This window comes from Winogradskyella ouciana (genome assembly GCF_009709615.1).
GTDB classification, from domain to species: Bacteria; Bacteroidota; Bacteroidia; order Flavobacteriales; family Flavobacteriaceae; genus Winogradskyella; species Winogradskyella ouciana.
Map to the genome: position 1 here is coordinate 1 of NZ_WJYA01000017.1, position 1,259 is coordinate 1,259.

Annotated in this window: 1 protein-coding gene; it reads left to right on the forward strand. The window is 48.0% G+C overall.

Annotated elements, in window-relative coordinates; all coding sequences use genetic code 11:
• A partial coding sequence (locus F1003_RS15470) for a CLIPPER-2 domain-containing protein (protein ID WP_202913904.1) occupies positions 1–1,259 on the forward strand: 1,259 nt, incomplete at both ends.

A 1,259-nucleotide genomic window follows, 5' to 3' on the forward strand; every position in this document is an offset into this window, starting at 1 on the left:
GATCCAACAGATACGACGATTCCACAGGCAGCAAGCATCGCTATAGAGAAGACCAGTAGTTTAGACCTAGGAGTTGACGGCATCGCCACACCGGGTGACATAATAACGTATACCTATACAGTCACCAACACAGGTAACACGACCTTATTTGATGTTAGTGTCACAGAAGACGTAGCGGACTTTACAGGAACGGGGACCTTACCAACACCGACCTATGTCAGTGGAGGAACGGACGAAGACGGAGAAGCCGACTTAGAAGATATGGTAGTAGGTAGTGGAACGATAGTTTACACAGCGACCTATGCGATCACCCAGGCTGATATTGATGCAGGTATCGTAACGAATCAGGCGATAGCCGATAGTGATGACCCAAGCGGTAATCCAGTAACGGACGATAGTGATGATCCAGCAGATCCAACCGGAACGGACGATCCAACAGATACGACGATTCCACAGGCAGCAAGCATCGCTATAGAGAAGACCAGTAGTTTAGACCTAGGAGTTGATGGAGTAGCCAGTGTAGGAGATATCATTACTTACACGTATACAGTAACCAACACAGGTAACACGACCTTATTTGATGTTAGTGTCACAGAAGACGCAGCGGACTTTACAGGAACGGGTACCTTACCAACACCGACCTATGTTAGTGGAGGAACAGACCAAGACGGAGAAGCCGACTTAGAAGATATGGTAGTAGGTAGTGGAACGATAGTTTACACAGCGACCTATGCGATCACCCAGGCTGATATTGATGCAGGTATCGTAACGAATCAGGCGATAGCCGATAGTGATGACCCAAGCGGTAATCCAGTAACGGACGATAGTGATGATCCAGCAGATCCAACCGGAACGGACGATCCAACAGATACGACGATTCCACAGGCAGCAAGCATCGCTATAGAGAAGACCAGTAGTTTAGACCTAGGAGTTGACGGCATCGCCACACCGGGTGACATAATAACGTATACCTATACAGTCACCAACACAGGTAACACGACCTTATTTGATGTTAGTGTCACAGAAGACGCAGCGGACTTTACAGGAACGGGTACCTTACCAACACCGACCTATGTCAGTGGAGGAACAGACCAAGACGGAGAAGCCGACTTAGAAGATATGGTAGTAGGTAGTGGAACGATAGTTTATACAGCGACCTATGCGATCACTCAGGCTGATATTGATGCAGGTATCGTAACGAATCAGGCGATAGCCGATAGTGATGACCCAAGCGGTAATCCAGTAACGGACGATAGTGA